The 23,598-nt window shown below is 38.3% G+C and carries 19 protein-coding genes and 2 pseudogenes; 14 read left to right on the forward strand and 7 right to left on the reverse strand.

Annotated elements, in window-relative coordinates; translation table 11 throughout:
- Nucleotides 1–155: 155 nt before the first annotated feature.
- The 6 genes and pseudogenes from Q1B07_RS10340 to rpiB all read left to right on the forward strand — a co-directional run bounded on the left by Q1B07_RS10340 (nt 156) and on the right by rpiB (nt 9,598).
- Complete coding sequence (locus tag Q1B07_RS10340; RefSeq protein WP_299092444.1) at nt 156–4,457, forward strand: glycoside hydrolase family 66 protein; 4,302 nt, start codon at nt 156–158, stop codon at nt 4,455–4,457.
- Nucleotides 4,458–4,911: 454 nt separating this feature from the next.
- The gene (locus Q1B07_RS10345; RefSeq protein ID WP_299092443.1) at nt 4,912–5,745 is read left to right on the forward strand and encodes a transketolase; all 834 of its coding nucleotides are present in this window, start codon (nt 4,912–4,914) and stop codon (nt 5,743–5,745) included.
- Nucleotides 5,745–6,692, forward strand: a complete 948-nt coding sequence (locus Q1B07_RS10350) for a transketolase C-terminal domain-containing protein (RefSeq protein ID WP_299092442.1) — start codon at nt 5,745–5,747, stop codon at nt 6,690–6,692. The genes Q1B07_RS10345 and Q1B07_RS10350 overlap by 1 nt, the downstream gene beginning before the upstream one ends.
- 48 nt (nt 6,693–6,740) lie before the next feature.
- Nucleotides 6,741–7,499 carry an SDR family NAD(P)-dependent oxidoreductase gene (locus tag Q1B07_RS10355; protein WP_299092440.1) on the forward strand — a complete coding sequence of 253 codons (759 nt, stop codon included), beginning with the start codon at nt 6,741–6,743 and terminating at the stop codon, nt 7,497–7,499.
- 90 nt (nt 7,500–7,589) lie between these two features.
- Nucleotides 7,590–8,939 (forward strand): annotated as a pseudogene (locus Q1B07_RS10360) (gluconate:H+ symporter).
- 206 nt (nt 8,940–9,145) lie between these two features.
- Nucleotides 9,146–9,598, forward strand: coding sequence for a ribose 5-phosphate isomerase B (rpiB, locus tag Q1B07_RS10365; RefSeq protein WP_299092438.1), 453 nt, complete (start codon nt 9,146–9,148; stop codon nt 9,596–9,598).
- Between the two features lie 139 nt (nt 9,599–9,737).
- Here the strand turns inward: rpiB and Q1B07_RS10370 are convergent, their stop codons facing one another.
- The 4 genes from Q1B07_RS10370 to hppD all read right to left on the reverse strand — a co-directional run bounded on the left by Q1B07_RS10370 (nt 9,738) and on the right by hppD (nt 14,355).
- Nucleotides 9,738–10,895, reverse strand: a complete 1,158-nt coding sequence (locus tag Q1B07_RS10370) for a homogentisate 1,2-dioxygenase (protein WP_299092436.1) — start codon at nt 10,893–10,895, stop codon at nt 9,738–9,740.
- Nucleotides 10,896–10,934: 39 nt separating this feature from the next.
- Nucleotides 10,935–12,230, reverse strand: a complete 1,296-nt coding sequence (fahA, locus tag Q1B07_RS10375) for a fumarylacetoacetase (protein WP_299092435.1) — start codon at nt 12,228–12,230, stop codon at nt 10,935–10,937.
- A complete protein-coding gene (locus Q1B07_RS10380; RefSeq protein WP_299092433.1) occupies nt 12,227–13,168 on the reverse strand; it encodes a hypothetical protein in 942 nt (313 codons plus the stop codon). Before Q1B07_RS10380 ends, fahA begins: the two co-directional genes overlap by 4 nt.
- A 65-nt stretch (nt 13,169–13,233) precedes the next feature.
- Nucleotides 13,234–14,355: a 4-hydroxyphenylpyruvate dioxygenase gene (gene hppD / locus Q1B07_RS10385; protein ID WP_299092431.1), complete on the reverse strand. Its 1,122-nt coding sequence runs from the start codon at nt 14,353–14,355 to the stop codon at nt 13,234–13,236.
- A 233-nt stretch (nt 14,356–14,588) separates the two neighbouring features.
- Here hppD and Q1B07_RS10390 point away from each other — a divergent pair, with 233 nt between their 5' ends.
- From Q1B07_RS10390 to Q1B07_RS10425, 8 genes are all read left to right on the forward strand, one after another.
- Nucleotides 14,589–14,831, forward strand: coding sequence for a DUF1450 domain-containing protein (locus tag Q1B07_RS10390; protein ID WP_299092430.1), 243 nt, complete (start codon nt 14,589–14,591; stop codon nt 14,829–14,831).
- Nucleotides 14,824–15,603: a hypothetical protein gene (locus Q1B07_RS10395; RefSeq protein WP_299832701.1), complete on the forward strand. Its 780-nt coding sequence runs from the start codon at nt 14,824–14,826 to the stop codon at nt 15,601–15,603. Before Q1B07_RS10390 ends, Q1B07_RS10395 begins: the two co-directional genes overlap by 8 nt.
- A gap of 324 nt (nt 15,604–15,927) precedes the next feature.
- The gene (locus tag Q1B07_RS10400; protein WP_299092428.1) at nt 15,928–16,614 is read left to right on the forward strand and encodes a GntR family transcriptional regulator; all 687 of its coding nucleotides are present in this window, start codon (nt 15,928–15,930) and stop codon (nt 16,612–16,614) included.
- A 40-nt stretch (nt 16,615–16,654) separates the two neighbouring features.
- Nucleotides 16,655–17,539 (forward strand): hydroxymethylglutaryl-CoA lyase, encoded by an 885-nt coding sequence (locus Q1B07_RS10405; protein ID WP_299092426.1) that lies wholly within the window; start codon nt 16,655–16,657, stop codon nt 17,537–17,539.
- A gap of 133 nt (nt 17,540–17,672) precedes the next feature.
- The gene (locus tag Q1B07_RS10410) at nt 17,673–18,833 is read left to right on the forward strand and encodes a CoA transferase (RefSeq protein ID WP_299092425.1); all 1,161 of its coding nucleotides are present in this window, start codon (nt 17,673–17,675) and stop codon (nt 18,831–18,833) included.
- Nucleotides 18,834–19,020: 187 nt separating this feature from the next.
- Complete coding sequence (locus Q1B07_RS10415) at nt 19,021–20,355, forward strand: citrate:proton symporter (protein ID WP_299092424.1); 1,335 nt, start codon at nt 19,021–19,023, stop codon at nt 20,353–20,355.
- A 99-nt stretch (nt 20,356–20,454) separates the two neighbouring features.
- Nucleotides 20,455–20,997: a gamma carbonic anhydrase family protein gene (locus Q1B07_RS10420; RefSeq protein WP_299092423.1), complete on the forward strand. Its 543-nt coding sequence runs from the start codon at nt 20,455–20,457 to the stop codon at nt 20,995–20,997.
- Between the two features lie 173 nt (nt 20,998–21,170).
- Nucleotides 21,171–21,482 carry a YerC/YecD family TrpR-related protein gene (locus Q1B07_RS10425; protein ID WP_299092422.1) on the forward strand — a complete coding sequence of 104 codons (312 nt, stop codon included), beginning with the start codon at nt 21,171–21,173 and terminating at the stop codon, nt 21,480–21,482.
- 171 nt (nt 21,483–21,653) lie between these two features.
- Here the strand turns inward: Q1B07_RS10425 and Q1B07_RS10430 are convergent.
- The 3 genes and pseudogenes from Q1B07_RS10430 to Q1B07_RS10440 form a co-directional block, all read right to left on the reverse strand.
- Nucleotides 21,654–22,914: pseudogene (locus Q1B07_RS10430) on the reverse strand (Glu/Leu/Phe/Val dehydrogenase).
- Nucleotides 22,886–23,053: a hypothetical protein gene (locus Q1B07_RS10435; RefSeq protein WP_299092421.1), complete on the reverse strand. Its 168-nt coding sequence runs from the start codon at nt 23,051–23,053 to the stop codon at nt 22,886–22,888. The pseudogene Q1B07_RS10430 and the gene Q1B07_RS10435 overlap by 29 nt, the downstream one beginning before the upstream one ends.
- A 31-nt stretch (nt 23,054–23,084) precedes the next feature.
- A complete protein-coding gene (locus Q1B07_RS10440; protein WP_299092420.1) occupies nt 23,085–23,549 on the reverse strand; it encodes a TraR/DksA C4-type zinc finger protein in 465 nt (154 codons plus the stop codon).
- Nucleotides 23,550–23,598: the final 49 nt, after the last annotated feature.

Genomic DNA, 23,598 nt, shown 5'->3' on the forward strand with positions numbered 1-23,598 from the left:
CATAATATATGACACTTTTTTCTTAATGTTAGCGGTTACGTTTTTACAATGGAAATAAGAAAATACACCAAATCTATGAAAGGAGAGTCATCTAATATTTTTGGGTTTTTTTTGACAACGCTTTCTTATATTATTTTAAATGAAGGAGGAAAGGCATGAAATTATCTAAACGCAAACGAAAGCTGCAGCTTGCTGGTTTAGTTGCCTTAAATTTGGCTTTGACATCATTGAGTGTAACACATATAACAAATGCCCAAACAATAATACAGCAGGTCAGTTCACAACAAATTTCAACAAGTAAAAAGCAGCTCCCTGATGAACCAATTCAAGCATTATTAGTAGACAAAGCAAGATATAATCCAGATGAAAAAGTAAAAATGTCCTTTTTATTTGATACTTCAAAAGATTGGAAAGGGAAGCTAAATCTAGAGGTCTTCCATTTAAACGAAAAAATAGCTGAAGGGAAGAAAAATATACAGGTTAAAAAGAATCTGAAAGGATTGGAAATTGAGTGGACACCGCCTGCTAATGATTTTCGTGGTTATCTGGTTAAAGCCTCAATTGAGGGTTCAGATCAAGTGCTTACAGCAGCGATAGATGTTTCAAGTGATTGGACGCGTTTTCCACGCTACGGCTATACAACCGAATTTCCTCAAGAGTCAGCGTCAGAAAGTGAAAAGAAAATAAAGCAGCTAACACAGGAATACTACTTAAATGGGTTTCAATTTTATGACTGGATGTGGCGCCATGATGTATCTGTCTATTCCAAAACAGACAGCAAAGGCAATCCGATTTTAGATGAAAATGGGAATTTTATTATTGAAGAGATCAATAAAGTTACTGCTTACGATGATTTATTAGGACGTAAACTTTATCCCCTAACAGTAAAACAGCAAATTAATGCAGCGCAAAAATACAACGCAGCAGCAATGGCCTATCAAATGAACTATGCGGCCAGGGAAAATTATGAAGCATTTGGTGTAAAAAAGGAATGGGGACTTTATAAGAAAACAGCAAAGTTTCCGCATCCTTCTATAGCTGATCAGGAAGGTTTTTTCTTTGATTGGGTAAATCCGCCAACAGGTTTATTTCTTCAAGACCCAGGAAATAAAGAATGGCAAAACTACATAAACAAAGAGTTTGTAAGAAGCGTTAATGAATTTGGCTTTGACGGAATGCACCTTGATCAGTGGGGCTTTCACGATAATGATTATTTATATGATTATGAAGGAAATAAACGTCATTTTTCGAAAGACTATGATTCTCTTATTAATTCTGTAAAAGCTTCCTTGGAAAATAATGACAAGAACAAGAGCGTTGTAACGTTTAACATGGTTGGCGGCAATGAAGGCTATCAGGATGTTCCGATAGAATCAACGAAAACAGATTTTGATTACAGTGAAATTTGGCAGGATAAAGACAACTACCGTGATCTCGTAAAAGTGGTGGAAGAAACCCGGGAAACAAATGGCGGAAAAGCAGTTGTTATCGCTGGTTATATGAATTATAAGCAGGCTGCAGGAAATCACTATGAAGCAGCCGATGTCAAAGGAGTTCCTAAGTCAGAGCAATTTATCTCACGGATTCAAATTGTTCCAGGCTGGGTTGGAGATTTCGGCAAAAAAGATGAGGATCAGATTATATGGACTGTTGATGTTCCTGAAGCCGGAACATATCAGGTTGATCTTAAATACGGACATGATAATGGTGAAAGTCCTGAAGGGAAATTATCGGTCAATGATCAACTTGCAGAAAGCGCTATATCCTTTAATGAAAAAACAGGCTGGGGAAATCCTATTGCTATTAAAAATGTAACGTTAGATTTAAAAAAAGGTACAAACGAAATCAAACTGCAATTAAATACGAATAATCTTTGGTTAAACGTAGATAGTATTATCCTTAAAAATGATTTTTTTGAAAAGGAATATGAAGCAGAGGACGCAGAGCTTATTAGCTGTAAAGTAGATAAATATGGGCATGTCTATCATTTTGAAACAGATGGTGATTTTATTGAATTTACGGTAAATGCAGCTGAATCAGGCACATATCCGATTAGCTTTCATTATGGTGTAGAAAGAGTGGCAGTCAATCGTCATTTGTTTGTTAATGATGAGCTCGTTAGTGATTCTATTAAATTAGAACCAACTGGGGGATGGGAGTCATTTAAAAACTCAGAAGCCATTCAAGTACCATTAAAAGCTGGTAAAAATAAAGTCATATTAAAAGTAGAAAATGTTAATGATACAGGTGCAAAGATTGATTACATGTTTGTTGGAGATACACGATACCAGGCTGAAAAAGCCATAGTCGGCTGGGAACCAACAAAGAAGCCTTTAATCGAAAAAGCAATAAATCAGATTAGCAACTTTAAACAACAGGGAGATTATCTCACATTCAAAATCGATTCAGAAAATGCAAAAGAGGTTCCGATTTCTATTTTCTATAAGAACAATGGCCAAGAAACAAAACGCAGCTTGCTAGTGAATGGGAAAAAAGCAGGAGTTGTACATCTGCCGCAAACGAGCGGAGATAATTGGAGTAAAGTTGAAACAAACATTTATCTTTATAATGGTATAAATGAGATTCAATTGAAGATGGAGGATCAAACCGATGAAACAGGAATTGAAATAGACAAATTTGAAATAAATAATACCTTTATAGAAGCGGAGCAAGCTGAACTCGGTTGGAGTCCTGTTATAGCAAAAACAAGCGAGGTTTCCACGGCTCCTGGAATTACGAACAATCTGGGGAATAAAGGTCAACGAGTAATTTTTACTGTAAATAACAAAAAGGAGACACGCACTCTTAGCTTTAAATATCGAACGGCAAACAATCCTAGAGTAAATATCTATGTTGATGGAGAATTGATTCCTTCAAACAACATGTATGTGGATGGAAAAACAATTTCAGAAAACGTATTCTCCAGTACACCAGGTGGCTGGGACGGAGCAATGGTTGAAAAATCAATAAAAGCAACCATACCTGCCGGAAAACATGAAGTTGTCTTTGAACTAGCATCAAGCGGTGAGTATATCAATTTAGATAGCTTACTTGTTGGTGATGAGGAATACCAGGTTGAAGAAGCTGAATTTGCACCTGAAGGTCATGGAATCTCAACAACGATTGGACATATTTACGGTTTTCAAGATGAAGGGGATTTCTTATCCTTTGATATTCATAGTCCAAAAGCAGGAACGTATGATGTAACTTGGAGATATAACAATGATAGTGCCTCAAAGCGTAATGCAAATCGTTCCGTATATGTAAATGAAGAAAAAATCGAAAATATTCTTTTCCCATCTAGTAACGGGTGGCAAGATCTTACGATGAAAGAAATTCCTTTAAAAGAAGGGAAAAACACAATCACGATTCAAGTTGAAAACATAGATGATGATGGTGTAAAGCTAGATTATTTACAAATTAAAGATAAAAGGTATCATGCTGAATCTGCGACCGCCCTTCCGCCAATGTACATCTATAAAGACACACTATTAAATTTTAGTCATGTAGGGGACGAAGTAACATTTGATGTTGATTTAAAAGAAGAAGGAGAAACAAGTTTTATTTTCACATATGCGAATGCAGGAGCAGAAACAGCAAGAACAATTTATGTAGATGGAAAACCGGTGCTAGATGAAAAAGGCAACCCTTACACCGTTGCATTTAAAAGTACGGGAAATATTGACTCATATAGTGAGGATGGCTACGTTGTTTTACCACATTTATCAGCTGGGAAACATAAAGTGACATTGAAACAGGAAAAAGGACAGAAAGGTTCCATTAATTTGCGCCGTATGACCGTTGGACTTTTCGACGAGCCTTCTGTTCGTTTAATGGATGCTGGTTTAGCTGCAATGGGAGCAACACATATTGAAATCGGTACTGCGGAAAAATATAAAGAAGGGCCAAACATGTTGGCTCATGAATATTACCCGAATCGAAGCAAAAAAATGAGCAGTTCCTTAAAAGAATCGATGAAAGATTATTATAAATTCTTTGCTGCTTATGAAAATCTTTTATTTGATAGTAAAGAAACGGATTCGATGATTAAAGTAGAAAACAAGGGACAGCCGCTTAAGGTTAGCAGAGATGGAGAAAAAAATACAATCTGGTCTATAGTCCGTGAAAATAAAAATAATAAAGGCTTTGAAGACTACGATGTCGTTCATCTTGTTAATCTACTAAATAATGACGCTAATTGGCGAAATGCAGCATCAAAACCGGATGTGTATAAGAATTTATCAGTAAGATACCCAATCGGTAAGAGTGAACATGAATTACCTAACTTAAAGGTTTATACAGCAAGTCCGGATCGTAATGAAGGAGAATTAAGTAAAATTCAATACAGATGGGAAAAAGAAGAGTTAGTAATCACTCTTCCTAGCCTGGAATATTGGGAAATGATTGTCATTGACCGGGACGGTACTGAAAATAAAAAACTGATGAAAATTAAATGAAAGTTGAATGAATGCATTGGAATGTTTACGTTCTTTTTGTAAAGAATAGTATACGATTTTGCGTGCCACATCTCTTGCACTATGATGATCCAATGTCTATCCTTTGTTATTAGTATCAGAAGGAAAAATAAATATTTTAAACTAGAAAAAACACCACATCGACCCATGTCGATATGGTGTTTTTTCTAGTTTAATTGTGAATGTCTAATAAACTAAAGGTTTGTTCGTTAGCTGTGTTTATTGTGTAAGTCCTTAAGATACAAACGTATTGTCTTAAAAACTATGCCTCTTTTTCAGTGAAAGAAATTAATAAAAAAATTAAGATGAATTTTTTGTATACTTAGTAGACAAATTGCGACAAGAAATGTATACTACACATACAGGATAACTTAGTAGACAAGTAAACAAGGTCGAAAGTTTAGAATTTTTAAAAGTCTTAATTGAGGTGACAGAGATGAAAAACATAAGTATAGAAGAATTAAAAGAAAAAGCGATTGAAATGCGAAAAACAGCTTTAACGATGATTCACAATGCACAATCTGGTCATCCGGGAGGTTCACTCTCAGCTGCGGATCTTATGACAGCGCTATATTTTAAAGAAATGAACATTGATCCGAAAAATCCTACTTGGGAAGACCGTGACAGATTTGTCCTTTCAAAAGGTCATGTTTGCCCAATCCAATATTCTGCATTAGCCCTACTAGGTTATGTCCCATATGAAACGGTCTATACGTTAAGAGAATATGGTTCTCCATTCCAAGGGCATCCTGATATGAAAAAGTGCCCAGGTATCGATATTTCAACAGGTTCTTTAGGTCAAGGACTTTCTTGTGGTGTAGGTATGGCAATCGCAGGAAAAAGAGATAAGAAAAATTACCGTGTGTTCTCTTTACTAGGAGATGGCGAGTGCCAAGAAGGTCAAATTTGGGAAGCAGCACAAACAGCAGTAAAATGCAAGCTAGATAATTTAATTGTCTTTGTTGATCATAACAGACTTCAAATCGATGGCTTCACAGATGAGGTAATGCCAGTTTTAGATTTAGAGAAAAAATTTGAAGCATTCGGTTTTGAAACAAAACGAATTGATGGACACTCCATGGAAGAAATTGTGGAAACATTAGATGAAATTAGAGAATTAAAAAATGGAAAACCAAAATGTATCATCCTTGACACGGTAAAAGGAAAAGGCGTTTCTTATATGGAAGATGTTGCCGAATGGCATGGTATTGCGCCTAATGATGAAGAGTACAAACAGGCAATCGAAGAAATCGCAGGAGGTTTAAAATAATGAGCATCTTGGAAAAAACTCTAACGAAAAAAATAGCGACAAGACAAGCCTTTGGTGATGAAATAGTAAAATTAGGTAAGGAAAATAAAAATATTTACGTCATTGATGTTGATATTGCCAAATCATGTAAAACAACTGGTTTCATTAAGGAATTACCTGATCAGCATATTAATGTCGGAATTGCTGAGCAAAATGCTGCCGGTTTAGCTGCCGGGCTTGCTACGACAGGTAAGATCCCGTTTGTAAGCACATACGCAGTATTTGGTTCGTTAAGGATGGCTGAGCAAATTAGGCAAGAGGTTTGCTACCCAAATTTGAATGTTAAAATCGCTTGTTCTCATGGGGGACTAACACCTGCTAATGATGGCGGAAGTCACCAAGCGATTGAAGATATGGGGGTATTAAGAAGTTTCCCGAATATGACGGTCATTATGGGTGCTGATTACTATTCTACTAGAAAACTAGTCGAGCAGGCTGCCAATATATATGGACCGGTATATCTGCGCTTTACTAGAGACATGGTTCCAGTCATTTACGATGAAAATGAAGAGTTCACAATTGGTAAGGCGAAACAATTAAAAGATGGAAATGATATCGCTATTATTGCAAATGGTGACACGGTTCGTCTTGCTTTAGACGCAACAAAGGAATTAGAAAGACAAGGGATTTCTGTCAAATTACTAGATATGCATACGATTAAACCAATCGATCGCGAAGCTGTCGTAGAGTGCCTCGAATTAGGCCGAATCATTACGGTTGAAGATCACAATATTTTAAACGGACTAGGAAGCGCTGTATGTGAAGTAGCTGCTGAAGAAGGCAAAGGAAAGGTTAGAAGAATAGGTGTTCAAGATCAGTTTGGACAATCTGCTCCATATGAAAAACTGTTAGAACTAAATGGCATTACTGTTGAAAATATTATTAACACTGCAAAAGAAATGCTTTAATAGCAAATTCTAATTATAAAACTATTAACTTGAGGAGAGAATAAGAACATGTTTGAATTAAATGATAGAGTAGCAATTGTTACAGGAAGCGGTTCAAAAAAAGGGATTGGACGTACAATTGCCCTAACACTTGCAAAGCAAGGAGCAGCCGTTGTCATAGCTGATTTAAATGTAGATGGAATCCAAGATACAGTAAATGCGATTCAAGAAGCTGGCGGAAAGGCGTTAGGGGTAGAGCTCAATGTAACGAACAAAGAATCAGTTGATGCGATGGTTGAAAAGGTTCTAGCAGAATATGGTCGTATTGACATTCTAGTTAATAATGCAGGAATTTCACAAAAAGTGACAGTTGAAGATATGACAATTGAAGATATCACAAAAGTCTTTAATGTTAATATGTTTGGATTATTCTTATGTACTCAAGCGGTATTAGACACAATGAAAAAACAAAAGTTTGGTAGAATTGTAAGTCTTTCCTCTGTATCTGCAAAAAGAGGAGGCGGAGTATTCGGCGGAGCACACTATTCTGCATCTAAAGCTGCTGTATTAGGATTCTCTAAAAACTTAGCTCGTGAAGTTGCAACAGATGGCATTACTGTAAACTGTTTTGCACCAGGTCTTATTAATACTGAGATTTGGAAATCACTTCCAGAAGAAGATGCGAAAAATGTTATTGCTGGAATTCCAATGGGCAGACCAGGTGAAACAGAAGAAATTGCCTCAACTATTGCTTTCTTAGCTTCAGAAGAAGCTTCTTATATTACTGGTGAGGAAATCGATATTAACGGTGGATCACATATGGATTAATAGTTAACTAATTTTTAGACAGGCATATCATATTGGTTGGTATGCCTATTTATATAAATGATATAATTAAATGATTTGGAGAGGATTATTATGCCATTATTATATACAGCTATCGGGGTTATCTTACTACTTATCTTAATAATGGGATTTAAATTAAATACATTTTTTTCATTAATTATTGTCTCATTTGTAGTAGCCTTGTTATTAGGGATTCCAGCAGAAAATATCGTTTCATCAATTGAAAGCGGTATAGGAGGCACACTTGGTCATATAGGTCTAATTTTTGGACTTGGAGCCATGCTTGGAAAATTAATAGCAGATGCCGGAGGAGCCCATCGGATTGCAATGACCTTAATTAACAAATTTGGGGAAAAGAAGATACAGTGGGCCGTTGTGGTTGCTTCATTTATCGTAGGTATTACCTTATTTTATGAAGTAGCATTTGTTCTTTTAATTCCAATAATCTTTACAATTGCAAAAGAATTAAACATTTCTATCATCAAATTAGGTCTTCCCATGAGCGCAACTTTGCTAGCTACACATTCTTTTCTTCCACCACACCCAGGGGCAACAGCCGTTGCTTCGGAATATGGTGCAGATATTGGTAAGGTATTAATTGTTGGTATTATTATCGCCATCCCAACAGTTATTATAGCGGGTGTTTTGTATCCGAGGCTTGTTGAAAGATTTATGCCAGATATATTTAGTACTAATAGAAAAATTGAATCAATAGGTGAACACAAGCATTTTGAATTAGAAGATACACCAGGATTTGGTATTAGCGTATTTACAGCAATATTTCCAGTAATCTTAATAACCATAGGATCAGCATTTGATATGTTACAAAAGACAGTTGGATTTGCAGATAATGGGTTTATTATCTTTATGCGTTTTATTGGAAACGCTTCAACCTCCATTGTGATTTCATTGCTATTTGCCGTTTATACGATGGGAATTGCAAGAAAAATTCCTATAAAAAAATTGATGAGTTCTTGTTCTTCAGCTATTAATGCATTAGGAATGTTACTCCTCATTATAGGTGGAGGTGGAGCTTTAAAACAGGTTCTTATTGATGGCGGTGTGGGTGATTATATTGCTAAGCTATTTGAAGATACTTCTATTTCGCCAATCTAGCTTGCGTGGACCGTTGCGGCATTGTTGCGTATTGCTTTAGGATCTGGAACGGTTGCAACTTTATCAACAGCGGGTTTAGTTATTCCGATACTTAGTCAAACACCAGATGCTAACCTAGTTCTTGTCACACTTGCTACTGGGGCAGGTAGTTGTATGGCATCACATGTAAATGATGCAGCTTTTTGGATGGTAAAAGAATATATGGGAATGAGCATGAAAGAAACGTTTGCAACCTACAGTGTCATTTCAACAATTACTTCAATAGTTGGGTTAGGATCTATTATGATCTTAGATATATTCATGTAATCTGCATAAAAGCACTCGATGATCATCGAGTTAATAGATTGCTAGAAACACTTTGCACTTTTTCAACAAAAGCTAATCTTAATTAGGATATCTCTATTTGTTATTAAATTGTTATATAGAATCTCTGATTAGGAAACAAGAAGGGTTTTCCTATTTTGAGGTTCCTAAGAAGAGCGACTAACTATTATATATGAGGGGTGAAAGTAATGAAAGTAGCAATTGCATCAGATCATGGGGGCATAACGATACGGAAGGAAATCATCTCTTTAATGGAAGAGTTGAATATTGAGTATGTCGATTTTGGATGTGAATGCAGTACATCTGTTGACTATCCAGATTATGCGATTCCGGTAGCTGAAAAAGTTGCAAACGGTGAAGTTGATCGAGGGATTTTAATTTGTGGAACAGGTATTGGGATGAGTATTGCCGCAAATAAGGTATTGGGAATTCGGTGTGCTCTCGTACATGATGTTTTCAGTGCGAAAGCGACAAGGGAGCATAACGATTCAAATATATTAGCAATGGGAGAGCGTGTCATAGGACCGGGATTAGTTCGGGAAATTGCTAAAATATGGCTGACAACACCTTTTCAAGGTGGCAGACACGAAACCCGTATTAATAAAATAAAGGTATTTGAAGAAAAAGATTTATATTTATAGTTTTAAATCACCTACTATGTTTCATCGAGTTTTACAGCTGATCAGCTTGCTATAGGATTGTTTTCTAATTAGAGTAGTCAGTATCCAAAAAATGCCGAAGTAAAATAGAATCCCGCTTCGGCATAGATGCTGTTGTGAATTATTTTACAAGCCAGCTGCTCATATACTTCTCGTCTTCTAGAGCATGAGCATCCTTTACGATATAAAGGGGGCGGAATGTATCAACCATGACTGCCAGTTCCTGGGTTTCTTTTTTGCCAATACTTGCTTCAATTTTCCCTGGATGCGGCCCATGCGGGAGTCCGCTCGGATGAAGGGTGATGGATCCTTGTTCAATGCCGCGGCGGCTCATAAAGTCACCGTCCACATAATAGAGAACCTCATCACTATCCACATTGCTATGTACATAAGGTGCAGGGATAGCTTCGGGATGATAGTCGTACAAACGCGGCACAAAGGAACATATTACATAATTATGCGCCTCAAACGTTTGGTGTACTGGAGGTGGCTGATGAACACGTCCGGTGATCGGTTCAAAGTCATGGATACTGAATGCGTAAGGATAGAGATAACCATCCCATCCCACAACGTCGAGCGGATGGAAATCATAGGTATAGGAAGTGATCATTCCTTGTGCACGTACTCGAATTTCAAATTCGCCTTTTTCATTTTTCGGCTCTAATTTTTCTGGTGTTCTGATATCACGCTCACAAAAAGGGGAATGCTCAAGAAGTTGGCCAAATTCATTCCTGTAGCGTTTTGGTGTTAGAATGGACGAATTCGATTCAACGATAAAAAAGCGGGCTTCTTCTGATTCCAAAACAACGCGATAGGTTGTTCCGATTGGAATAACGAGGTAGTCACCTGGCCGAAAACTTAATTCGCCAAAAATACTTTCAATTTTGCCCGTTCCTTCATGTACAAATATCAATTCATCACCTTCACCATTACGGTAAAAATAATCCATCTGTTGATTGGGTCGTGCGACTCCTAACGCCACATCATCGTTTGCCATGAAAATTTTCCGTGCTTCAAGAAAGTCACCACCCGCTTCCGTGTTCCATGTCCGGAAATGCCGGTGTCTCAGAGCTCCTTTTTCCTCATATTCATACCGTATATCACGAATTTTTTCAGCTTTCTTTACTTGTGTTGGCTGATTGATGTGGTAAATAAGCGATTGAATACTAGAGAACCCTTTTGTGCCCATCAATTGCTCATAATAGAGACTTCCGTCTTCTTGACGAAATTGAGTATGACGTTTATGGGGAATGCGTCCCATTTTAATGTAATGTGTCATAATTAAAAACTCCTTCCATTAACCTTTTTATTAAAACGGTTAAATTTCCATTTTTTCGGCGTCTAATATGTCAGTGATTGAAACGGCTGGTAATACTTTGCCGCTTACTTCACCAAAGCCTATTCGATATCCGTCTCCTTGACACCAGCCGTTGATGGTTATTGTGTCTCCATCTTCGACCCAGCAGCGTTCACCTCCGCCATTAAGCTGAAGCGGTTTTGCACCGCGCCAGGTCAGTTCAAGCAGGCTTCCACGTTCTGCACGATCCGGCCCGCTGATTGTTCCGGAAGCATGCATGTCACCAGGTCGCATGTTACACCCTGTAATGGTATGATGAGCTACCTGCTGGGCAATTGACCAATACATATAGTTAAAGTTGGTCTTGGTAATTTTCGTTGCTTCCTCCTGATTTTCTGGGGTCAAATAAACCTCAAGGTTAATATTAAAGGCGCCATCTTTCGTTTGCTGCAGGTAAGGCAACGGTTTCGGTTCCTGCTTCGGTCCTGCTACGCGGAACGGCTCTAGTGCTTCTAACGGCACAACCCAAGGGGAGATGGAAGTAGCAAAATTTTTAGCTAGGAATGGGCCAAGCGGCTGGTACTCCCACGCTTGTATATCACGCGCACTCCAGTCATTTACAAGTACGAGCCCAAAAACATGGTCTTCAGCTTTATTAACTGAAATGGGTTCTCCAAGATTGTTGCCTGGTCCTATAAACCAGCCCATTTCAAGTTCAAAATCAAGTTGGATAGATGGTCCGAAAACCGGATACTCTGAATCCTGAGGTTTTCGCTGTCCTAAAGGGCGTCTTACGGGCGTCCCGCTTGGAACGACAGAACTAGCCCGTCCGTGATAGCCAACTGGCAGGTGTCTCCAGTTTGGCATCAGTGCCTGATCTTTTCCTCTAAACATCGTTCCCACATTGGTGGCGTGCTCCTTAGAGGCGTAAAAATCTGTATAGTCCCCAATCTCAGCTGGGAGAAGCATTTGCACATCAGCCCTTAAGTGAAACGCTTTTGAGCGGAGTTCTTCATTATCACGAATCTCAGGCGTGTCTGCATCTAAAAGATATTGAAGTTTCGAACGAACAGCTCCCCAGACAGGACGGCCAAGGGCCATAAATGGATTAAGGGAAGAAGCAGAAAAAATATCTTTCCTTTCTGCTCCTGTGCCGTCAAATAATCCTGCTTCGTCGATCACAGATAAATCAAGAACATAATCACCAATGGCTGTACCGACACGCGGGGAATGGCCTTTTTTTTGAAAAATGCCGTATGGTAAGTTTTGAATAGGAAAATGCGAATCTGGTTTTGTTTTGATAAACGAATGGTTCACCGTACTCCCTCCCCATGAAAAATCGCAAGCTCTCCTAGTTCTTCCCGCGGCTCATCAAAGCTGCAGCTCCCATATGAAGCAGCAAAAAAATTGCGGGCATGATTGATCTCAGAAGAACTGACGATCAAGTTACGCCAGGAAAGTGTGTCTGTAGTAAATGAAAAGTTGGTGCTGTTCTCATCAAGCAATATTTCTTGGATGGTAGCTTTGTTAACTGAACGGCAGTATACCATGATCGAAGCAGTGAAAACATTAACGAAACCATGCATAAATGTTTCGACTTCTTTTCGGTATTGGCGGATTGGATGATGAAGGCCGGCTGTGAATTTAAGGGCCAGTCCTCGCTGTTTGGTTTCATGGATAACAAATGCTGCTTGTTTCTCAGAAGGAAACATGTTTGAAGTAATGCCACCCATACGATATTTAATACCGAAACTCCTTGATGATATTTTATTGATCTTCTGAATCAAATCTAACTTAGCTAGCAGCTGCTCATTCGTTCCTGTTATTTCACAAAAAATCCGGTAACATGCAATCTGTTTATCAAGTTCCTCTAAACACGCGAAATCAACCTGTGAGGGAAGCGGGACTTCAATGGCTTCTATACAACCTGCATTTTTGTAGGTTTCCAAAAAGTGTTGTGCATCCATTAAATCCGCTTCAAACTTCCAAGAGTTGTTAAGGATAACAGATAATCGAAGCGGATACTGATCATTAAATTGCTCCCTAAAAGGTTCCAGTTCACCCAATCGGGAAGCGGGGAGAACAAATGGACCAAGCATCCAGCTATTCGGTCCATGGATATACGAATGATAATTTTTTATTGCTTCCGTAAGGGAAAGGGCAGCTGGCGGAAACAGTCCAGCATAATCAATAAGTTCTGTCATGAAATGACTGACCGCATCCTCTTTCCACTTTACATTGACTTTTGTTAGCAATCGTCTTACACCTCCTGTTAAAAGCGGTCATACCGGATATCAACTCGGTATGACCGGTTTAAAAATTAAATGTTTCCACGGAGTGCTTGTTCACGTTCAATCGATTCAAATAATGCTTTGAAATTTCCGTCACCGAAACCTAGCGCACCTTTACGCTGAATAATTTCGATAAACAAGGTTGGGCGGTCCACAAGCGGTTTTGTAAAGATTTGGAGCAAATACCCTTCATCATCACGATCAACTAGAATATTCAGTTCTTGAAGGCGTTTTACATCTTCATCGATTTCTCCCACACGATTGGCGAGATCTTCATAATAAGTATCAGGGGTAGTCAGGAATTCCACACCATTTGCTCTTAATGCAGCCACGGTACCAATAATATCGTTTGTCAACAGGGCAAGATGCTGAACGCCTGGGCCATTATAGTAATCTAGGTATTCTTGAATCTGAGATTTCCGTTTTCCTTCAGCTGGCTCGTTAATAGGAAACTTTATGCGACCTGTACCATTCATCATCACTTTGGACATTAGCGCAGAGTATTCAGTCGAAATATCTTCATCATCAAAATGTTTAAGAACAGTAAAGCCAAATACTTTTTCATAATAACTCGTCCATTCATCCATTACTTCTACATTACCAACGAGGTGGTCAACACCGATTAAGCCTGTAGGCAGTGCAGATAAGATGTCATCACGCGCTTCAAACCCCGGCATAAATACGCCTTTATAATCAAGTGGTTCTACAAGCGTGTGAATCGTATCGCCGTAAGTACCGAGAATGGCTTTTCTTACTTTGCCGTTTTCATCCTCTTCAATCCATGGCTTCCGGATAGGGATGCCTCCTCTTTCAACGGCACCTGCATATGTTTTCTCTAAATCTTTTACGAGAAGGGCAATATCTTTTACTCCTTCGCCATGAGTCTTAATAAATGCAGCAATGTCAGTACTATCTAATAATGAACCAGTTAAAATTAAACGGATGGTCCCCTGTTCCATTACATAGGAGACACGGTCACGTGAACCAGTTTCCAGTCCTTTATAAGCCACAAGCTTAAAACCAAATGCTTTAGCGTAAAAATAAGCAGCCTGCTTAGCATTTCCCGTATAAATCTCGACGTAATGAACATTTTTGACTGGAAAAACTTCCTCTTTTTTTGCTTTAGGTGTTTGACCCATTTTTTCTACCATTTTCACCGCTCCTTATTCATTCTTTATATAGACAGAATATTCTAAATAAACTGTCTGTAATGTAGCCATCATATGACAGAAAAATGTATCTCGCAAACCTAGGTTTTAACGCGTTTTTTCTACAGTGCTTCCATGCTTTAATACATTAAAACTTGGTTGCGTCTAGGTGTGCTCTTGCATGCTTTTTATCGATCAACTTAAAATGTTGCCAATAAATTTAAGGAGTGGTAAACATGAATATTCGCGTGAAATTCTGTCCTTGTAATTTCGAAGATGAGCTGGAAGCTATTAAAGAAAGGCTAAGAGAGCGCAGTGATATAGAAGTGATTGAAGAAAGATGCCTGCTGTATTGCGGGCAATGTTTAATGGAACCATTTGCACTTGTCAATGGTGAAAATATTGTCACAGACGAGCCAGAGGAACTTTATGAAAAAATTGATCAATGTATAACTGGGATCAAACAGGAAGATGCATAATAAAGGCAAAGGGAATAATCGTCTGCAAACCTTTAGAATAGGTCAATATATGGTAAAATGTTTGAAAAGCACTACGCTAAAATTAGTAGGGTATTCTCTTATTCTAAAGGAGTATATGATGACGGCATTGATTGGAAAAAAGTTTGACAATGGTGTTTTAATCATGGCTGATAGAAGAATTACCTATAGGGGAACGGATGACTTTCATGATCATGAGAAAAAAATAATGGCTTTGAATCATAACGCCATTTTTGCCTTTGCTGGTGTCAAAAATGTTATTGATGAGCCAATTGAAGAAATGAAGGCATTTTCCCTTCAAACAAATTCATTAGAAAAAATTGAAGCTCATTCCCAAAAATTATTTAGTGCTTCTTTGGAATTCTTCAAACATTCCTATCCTGGACACGATTATGCAACGGTTTATTTGCTAGCTGGATTTGCAGCTGATGGTACGTCCCGTGTTACTTATTTCTCTTCTGATGATCATTTTCAAAAAGGTCATCCCCTTGAATTCTTTTATAAAACATTTCCGAACACAGAAATGGTCTATCTGCGAAAATACTTGGTAAATGAAATTGATGTGTCAAAGAAATATATAGATTATTATATTCGTCAGTTTTCTTCAGCAATCCGCCAGATAAACAATCAAAAAGTTAGCAAGAACGCGTATTCAATCTATTTATCCAAAGAAGGTTTATTTGAGACTGAAATTGATGAAAACGGGAGATTTAAAATAATTCAACTAGAGATGGAAGAGCATAAGCCTCGCTGAACTGAAGCCAGGTTCAAATTCTTCCATGCTTTTACCTTTTACGTTAATGCGGTGAAGAATAACTGACTTACAGAAAAAACGCGTTGATGTAAAGGGTTGCAGTTTAAAAAACTCGGTTATAAGATTTAAAAAAATCGAAAAATGATTTTTTTGCTACATCAAATTATTAAAACTGCAGAAAGGGGGATTTAGGGCTAAAATATAAAAAGGAGATGAAAAATGGCATGACCCTCTAGTCATAGGCACCAAGTTGTTATAAGATAAATATTATATTATTTTTTTGTATACATTATTAGAAAATTATGACAAATTGGTGGGCTCAAATTGATTTCAAAAATCGATCGATCTAAAACTCTTCAAGATCAAGTATATGAATATTTACACGAAAAAATTGTAAGCGGAAACATTAATCCTGGTCAACGTATCGTAGAAAAGCAAATTTCCCAGGAAACAGGGGTTAGCAGAAGTCCGATCCGCGAGGCTATTCGAAGGTTGAATAGTGATGGTTTAGTTTCTGTCAGTCCGAGGGGTGGAGTAAGAGTGTATCGCCCAACTTTTTCAGATTTTAACTATCTATACGAATGCCGCTTGAGTCTTGAACCAACTGCTGCTTATTATGCTGCTTTACGCTTGGATGAAAAGCGTCGTGTCCACATGTCAAATGTAGTTGATGAAATGAACCTGATGGTTAGGAAGAAAGATATTGAAAAATTAAAAATCTTAAGTACCCAGTTTCACTTCCTAATTGTAAAAGGCAGTGGTAATCCTTACTTATTAAAAATGATGAATCAGTTGTATTCGTTAATTTCATTCTACCGTAATGCAGTATTAAATATACCAATGCGATTAGAAGAGGGTGCTGAGGAACATCAAGCGATCTGGCAGGCTATACAATCCCGGGATGGGAAAGCGGCAGAGGAGTTAATGAAAACACATATTCAACGTGATTTCCAATTTTATCATTCTATGCATTCTGGTGTAACGGATAAGAGGAAAGACCTGAGTGAATAGAAAAGGAATCTAAAAATTTTGTAAAGGAGTGCGAACGAATTTGGTCTTTCCTAAAAGAATGAAAGTAAGAGATGTCACATTGAGAGATGGTTTGCAAAATGAACCAGTTTTTGTCGAGACTGACCAAAAGATCAATAAGATTGAACAATTAATTGCGGCAGGTTTTGAACGCTTGGAAGTAACTTCTTTTGTTCATCCAAAGTGGGTTCCAGCAATGAAGGATGCAGATGAATTATCTCAAAAATTACCGATGGATCATGGAGTGGAGTATGAAGCTTTAGTCCCTAACCAACGGGGATTAAGTAGATTCCTAGATTCAAAGATTCATACCGCCCTTTTCTTCCTTTCTGCCAGCACAAAACATAACCAGGCAAATTTAAACAAAAGTACAGATGAATCTTTATTAGAAATAAAAGATTTAATTGAAGAAACAAATAAAAGAGGCAGAAGGACAATTGGTGCGATTGCGACCGCTTTTGTCTGTCCATTTTCTGGAGTGGTCCCTTATTCAGAAGTAGAAAGGATAGCAGAGTTTCTTGTTAACAATGGAGCTAATGAGCTGGGACTTGGAGATACAATCGGGAAGGCAACACCTAAACAAGTATATGAATATTGCAGCCGTTTAAAAGAAAAATTTCCGGAGATCCCGATTGCCCTACACCTTCATGACACATATGGATACGGGCTGGCAAATGTTATGGCCGGAATACAGGCTGGCGTTTATTTAATAGATGTAGCTCAAGCTGGTTTGGGAGGGTGTCCATATGCACCTGGGTCTCCTGGAAACATTCAGGCAAGCCGTGTTGTGGAATTCTTGGAAAAACAAAATATAAAAACCGGTTTGAACTTAGAGATGCTAAAGAAATTTGATGGTACATTCCCTCAATTATTAAGTGATGGTCAGGTTGTAACAAAAACAGTATAAAAGTAATGAAGATTAAGGATAGGATTTTTTTCTTCTGTTGATTTTTGTATACATTATCTGAATATTCAGTTTACCTGTTTTGCAAAAAGTTTTGAAATCAGATAAACAAATAATGAAACAAAGGTGGGAGTCAATGAGAAAACCATTAGATGGTATTAAAGTATTAGAATTAGGAAATTTTGTAGCAGCTCCTTTCGCAGGAAAGATTTTTGGAGAATTTGGTGCCGAAGTGATTAAGGTAGAAGATCCAAGAAGCGGCGATTCTTTACGCAATTGGCGTGTTATGCATAAGGGAACTTCACTATGGTGGTATGTGCACGCAAGAAACAAAAAATCGATTACATTGAACCTCCGTGAAAAAGAAGGTCAGGATATGGTGCGGGAATTAGCAAAAGAAGCCGATGTTGTGATTGAAAATTTTCGGCCTGGAAGATTAGAGAGTTGGGGGCTCGGTTATGAAGATTTGAAAAAGATAAACCCAAGTATCATTATGACTCGTATATCCGGATATGGACAAACAGGTCCTTACAGAGACAAGGTTGGTTTTGGTAGTGTTGCTGAGTCAATGGGGGGACTTAGATATTTGACTGGTTTTCCTGACCGGCCACCAGTCCGTGTCGGATTAGCTGTTGGTGATTCTATCGCAGGTCTTTATGCCGTAAATGGGACGTTATTAGCATTAAGAGCAAGAGATATGGATCCTTTAAAAAGAGGCCAGTACGTAGACGTTGCTCTCACGGAGTCAGTTTTCTCCCTGCTGGAAGGTGTTCTTCCAGAATATGACATGAAGGGGATTGTAAGAGAGAGAACAGGAGCGACATTAGAGGGAATTGCTCCATCTAATACGTATCTATGTTCGGACGGCAAATATATTGTCATTGCTGCGAATAGTGATAGCATTTTTAAAAGGTTTGCACTTGCGATGGGACGTCCTGATTTTGCAAATGACCCTGTGTATTCAAACAACCAGGGAAGAGCCGAGCATGCAGAATACCTTGATCAGGTCATTGAGGAGTGGACTAAGAGACATACACAGAAGGAGGTACAGAGAATTCTCGATGAAGCTGGTGTGCCAGCAGGTCCTATCTACAGCATTGAGGATATCGTTAACGATGAACAGTTTCAAGCAAGAGATATGCTTAAACCTGTTACTTTACCGGATGGAGTACAAGTACTGGTACCAGGCATTGTCCCAAAACTTTCTGAAACACCTGGAAGCATTGAATGGATTGGTCCTGAGCTTGGACAACATAACGAAGAAGTCATTGGTAAAAAACTAAGTAAGCTAAAATAGCTCGTTCAGTGTAAGAGTTTAATAGATTTCATCGCTTCTCAATTTTTACAATCCAAAGACCATTTATAGCCAAACAATGGACAAATAATCGACCTTTCTCTTCTACATAACAGAAGCGATCAATGTCAGGGTACCATTGATTTTGTACCCTCGGCATCCATAACAAATATTGGGAGGAATAAAGTATATGTTGTCGATTTTAGGGTTTGCCATGATTTTCACCTTCTTGTATTTGATCATGACGAAACGAACATCTCCTTTTCTTGGTTTGGCGATCGTACCTGTTATTTTTGGTTTAATCGGGGGATTTAGCACAGAATTAGGACCGTTGATGATGGAAGGGATTCAAGGTGTAGCGCCAACTGCCATTCTTTTGTTATTTGCCATTTTGTATTTTGGTATCATGCTAGATACAGGATTATTTGATCCACTAACTTCAAAGATTATTAAGTTAGCAAAAGGTGACCCGCTTAAAATCATTGTTGGAACAGCGGTGTTAGCAGGAATTATTGGATTTGACGGTGATGGCTCTACGACAATGATGATTGTTGTTACAGCTTTTCTGCCACTTTATAAAAAATTGGGAATTAGCCCTATCATCCTGGCTTCGATCACCATTATGCAAGTCGGGATTACCACACTTGTTCCTTGGGGAGGCCCTGCCGGCCGGGTAGCAAGTGTCCTGAATCTTGATCCAACCCAATTATATCTTCAAATGCTGCCAGGAATGATTGCAAGCCTGCTGTATGTCGTTGGCGTTGCTTACTTTATCGGTTTGAGAGAACGAGCTAGATATAAAAGGGAAAGCAGTGAATCACTTTCTTTGTCTGAAGCTAGAATTATGGATGCTGCAATTGAAAGCGCTACAATCGAAAACATTGTACCAAAAGAAAAAAGCCTTAAACGTCCTAAACTAATCTGGATTAACTTTTTATTATCAACCGTGATTATGATTGCCATTGTTCTTGAATCGCTGCCTGCAGCTGTCCTATTTCTTCTTGGCACCGCGATAGCATTGCTTATTAATTATCCGCATATAAATGATCAACGGGATCGGTTGGCTGCCCACGCACCTAATGCATTAGCCGTTATTGTCATGGTTTTTGCTGCAGGAATTTTCTCAGGAATCTTTAAAGGTACTCCTATCTCTGAATCTATGGCCCACTCGCTGGTCTCCATTATTCCTACAGAAATGGGAGCTTCTCTAGCCTTGTTTACTGCGATTATTAGTGCGCCTGCTCTTTTTTTAATAGGTCCTGATGGATTTTATTTCGGGATTCTTCCAGTCTTGGTTGAAACGGCTGCAGCTTATGGTATAGATGCTATAAAAATTGGAACCGCTTCATTATATGGCACTCCCTTCGGTATTATGGGACCGCTCGTAGCATCGGTTTATTTACTAGTTCATATAACAGGTATTTCATTAGGTGATCTCCATAAACATGCTGCAAAATGGTCGCTTGGAATCCTGCTTATCTATATTATTTTTGGCATATTTTCAGGAATTATTTTGCTATGGTAGATTGAAGATATTTTAATGAATCCGTGATTGTTAAATCATGTTTTTCTAGAGGACTTTTTAATCGAAATCACTATTTAAATAACACGGAGGTATAAAAGAATGTTGTATGCATTTAAAGGGCACTCTCCAGAGGTACATTCAAGCACCTATCTTGCACCAGGAGCTCAGGTAATTGGCAACATTGAACTTAAAGAACATACATCTGTTTGGTTTAATGCCGTTTTAAGAGGAGATAACGAGAAAATTACAATTGGGAAAGGCTCTAATATTCAAGACGGTGCGGTTGTCCATGTTGATCCGGGATATCCGATTCATGTGGGGGAACATGTCACAATTGGACATAACGTGGTATTGCATGGATGCACTGTAAAGGATGGGGCGTTAATCGGTATGGGTGCTACCATTTTGAATGGCGCTGTTATAGGGGAAGGTGCTTTGGTTGCTGCTGGTGCTCTTGTTCCCGAAGGAAAACTAATCGAACCTGGTGTTTTAGTAGCCGGAGTGCCAGCAAAGGTCATTCGTCCACTTACTTCGGAAGATATCGAGCGTTTAAAACAAGGTGCACTTCAGTATGTCAAAAACGCCGCAAATTATAGGGAAGAGAACATTACTGAAAAAGAGAATTTTCTTAAAGAAGGATAATAAGTATTAATAATAATCATGCAGATCATCAAAAGTTGATGGGTCTGCCTGTTTTGCTATTATCAATCGCAAAAAGATAAATTATCTGAAAAAGTGCACTATATATCACATGAAGCAAGTGATAATAGAAACCTATAAAAATTCATTCGTGAGGAAATGATGGAGGCAAAACAATGTATATAAAAAAATTACCTGAGAAAACTGTTGTCCAATTATTCAATGCTATCCTTTCCTTAAAAACAGAAGAAGAGTGTGCAGCATTTTTCGATGATTTATGTACCATGAATGAGATAAAGTCGTTCATGCAAAGGTTAGAAGTTGCAAGAATGCTAAGAAAAGGCGATACCTATATGGACATACAGTTAGAAACTAACGCCTCATCTGCTACAATAACAAGGGTTAAGAAATTATTGGATTATGGGAACGATGGCTATCAAATAGTGCTAGAACGTATAGAGAATCACGAGAAGTGTAGGAGGGGATAAGTCTCCTCAACATGGAAGCTATTCTATAAATAATTGCATTCGAAACAATATTATTACTAATTCTTTGATTCAATCTATCATTCACTCGATTTTGATAGATTATTTTCTGCAGCAAATAAAGAAACATTAATAAGAAGTGGAAGCAATCCGGTGAAGATTGCTTCCTTTACTCTAACATTCAATCGGCATTTTCCAATTTTTAATCCAGCCGCGCGCCTTCATCGCTTCTGCTAGTCGTCCAACTCCTACTAAGTAGGCAGATTCGCGCATCGTCACGTTTTTCTCTTCTTTCATTCGATACACACTTTCAAACGCATTTGTCATTTTTTCTTGCAGCTTTTGATTCACTTCATTTTCTGTCCAAAAATAATGCATGGAGTTTTGTACCCATTCAAAATAGGACGTTACATAAAATATCAGGAATGACAAAGATGTTCTTTTCCTCCATAATATGATTTCCTTCTGGTGTTGTTGGACCGTTTGCAGCTTCAGCGACTATTTTTGCTTTAATCGTCGGGGCGGTTTTCCCTGTGATTTGGTTTTCTAATGCGGCCGGCACAAGGATATCACAGTCCATTGCGAATAGTTCATCATTGGTAATATTTTTATTGTTTTCAAACCCATTTACCGTTCCGGTTTCATTGACATAATCGATTAGCTTCATAATATCCAGGCCTTCTGGTTGATAGACTCCGCCTTTCGCATCAGTAATCGCAATGACCTTTACTCCATATTGATGTAATAATTTTGCAGTGATGGAACCGACATTGCCAAAGCCTTGGATGACAGCTGAAAGATTCGTTAGTTCGAGATTTAACCGTTTAGCGGCCTCGAGAATGGAGATGACGACTCCTCGTCCAGTTGCCTCGATCCTGCCGACTGATCCGCCAATCACCACAGGCTTCCCGGTGATAAATCCAGGGACACTATGACCTGATAACCGGTCAAATTCATCAAGCATCCAGCCCATAATTTGCGGATTTGTATTAACATCAGGGGCGGGGATATCTTTTTCCGGTCCGATAATCGGCTCGAGTTCCCGAATAAATCCGCGGCTTAATTCCTCTAATTCTCTTTCTGAAAGCTCGTGCGGGTCAACAATCACTCCGCCTTTTCCTCCTCCGAATGGTAATCCGATAAGGGCTGATTTTAAGGACATCCACATCGATAAAGCCTTTACTTCATCTTCGGTTACACTTGGATGGAAGCGAATCCCCCCTTTGGTTGGACCAAGGATATCTACATGCTGTGAGCGGATCCCTGTATAGCTTACATATTCACCATTGTCACGGCGAATCGGAATGGAAACCTTCATTAATCTGGCTGGTTTTTTTAAAATCTCATAGACACCTTTTGGGAGTTGCAGTGATTCGGTTGCCCGTTCGATTAAACGTTTGGCAATTTCATAAGGATTGGTTATTTCTTGGCCCATTTTGGTCTTCTTTCACAGGCATTTCAGAACGAATTTCAGAGATTGGATCTTTATTTTTTTCTTCATGAGGATTTTCGTTTGTTATCTTCGGTTTTTCCTCCATAACGATATTCTTTACTGGATCTGGTTTGTTTCCCATTATCAAGTCATCCTTTCTATTTTATAAAAAATTAATGAGATGAGTTTCCGTGCTTTTGTTGTAATTCCTTATCGATACGCATATCGTTATCTGCATCAAGTTCAATATAACGTTCTTCCTGATCGTGCTTTAGGTTAGTTTCTTCTTCGTACTTTTTTTGCGCTTCCATCGTTCGTTTTGCATAAGGCAGGGCATCTAGCCGATAAATAGATATAGGTTCGCCTGTATCGATACAGATTCCATAGGTTCCATTTTTGATCCTTTCCAACGCCTCATTGACATCCTCCAAAAGTTTTTGGGAAGACTCATACAGCATCATTTGTTTTTCTTGTTCATCCAGTTCAGTGGCAGTATCGGCAAATTGATTATCGTAGCTGGACAACTCACCGTAAATATCTAATGATAATTGGTGATTAGATTCTAATTCATCAATAATTCCTTGTTTGATGGTTAATAGTTTATTTTCAAAATACTTAAGTTCTTCTTTTGTCAGCATTCTTTTTCCCTCCATTTTTGACTTTTATGTTTCCTTACCCATTCCCTAT

This window comes from uncultured Metabacillus sp. (genome assembly GCF_947503125.1).
Taxonomy (GTDB): Bacteria; Bacillota; Bacilli; order Bacillales; family Bacillaceae; genus Metabacillus.